Below are 1118 nucleotides of genomic sequence, written 5' to 3' on the forward strand. Positions count from 1 at the left end.
AATTTTTTAGGAGAAACATCTCTAGAAGAAAAATATTCACTCTTTCACACACCCATTTCATGGTCCGCAATCTTTGCGGGACTGGTGACAGCTCTTGCCACCTCAATCTGCCTTTCTTTTCTGGTCGCCGCTTTAGGCTTAAGCCAAATGGATTTTACTTCTTCAACCCCATTTGAAGGCTCTTTCCTCTCCTTTGGCGTGGGCTCTGTTATCGTTACACTGATTAGCCTAGCCTTGGGAGGCTTTGTAGCTGGACGTTTTGCTGAAACCTCAGGGACTCTTCATGGCTTTCTCACCTGGGCTCTCATAACATTGCTGATGACCCTCCAAGCCATCCACGTGGTTTCTAGTACAGCAAAGATAGGAGCTAAAACGGCTCTAGAAAACAGCTCCATGGTCCAACAAACCGTGGACAGCCTCAAAAACAATCTTTCCCCCATACTTGCAAACTTAAACAGCGAAAGTCTTGAAAAGTTTTTTGCAAAAAATAGTGACAATGGCATCAATTTTGACCAACTTTCGAGTGAATTGCGCACCCTTCTCAATAAAAGCGACATTCCTGCTCTCAACCCTGATCGCTTGAAACAAACCTATCAAGCTGCACTCAATGATATTGGTTCTGCGATAACAGCTTTCAAAAATGATCCTTCTTACTATCGCACCACTTTAAAAAATCTTGGTGAGCGTCTGTCTGATCGTGTAGAAGATCTCACGACAAAATTTGATCGAAGTGATATCATCAATGCCCTTGTGACCGATGGCATGTCCCGTGCGGATGCACAAACAGCAGTCAACCGTGCCGTCCAACTCTATCAAAGCGCAGAAGAAAAGACCGAAAAAGCCATCAAAGTCCTTGAAGAACGGGCAGAAACACTCTCAGACAATCTTGAGGATACGATCAAGGGCGCCAAAAACACTGCGACTAAAGCCACAAAAACAGCCTCCAATATGGGGTGGTGGGGCTTTTTAGGCAGTCTGGTAGGCGCCATTATTTCCAGTGTTTTTGGCTATTATGGTTATAGAAGCCGTAAGGACACTTTCATGCTTTAAAACGTCTACCTTTAAAACAAAGACATAAAAAGCTGCACGTATAGTGCAGCTTTTTTGCAAAATCTTCT

General features: G+C 43.8%; 1 protein-coding gene. It reads left to right on the forward strand.

Going from position 1 to position 1118, the window contains the following annotated elements:
* Nucleotides 1–1050, forward strand: a 1050-nt coding sequence (locus tag ACFILD_RS02950; RefSeq protein WP_375664735.1) for a DUF3792 domain-containing protein, incomplete at its 5' end; no start/stop codon positions are given.
* Nucleotides 1051–1118 lie beyond the last annotated feature (68 nt).

This window comes from Bartonella sp. CL162QHHD, assembly GCF_042195435.1.
GTDB lineage: Bacteria > Pseudomonadota > Alphaproteobacteria > Rhizobiales > Rhizobiaceae > Bartonella.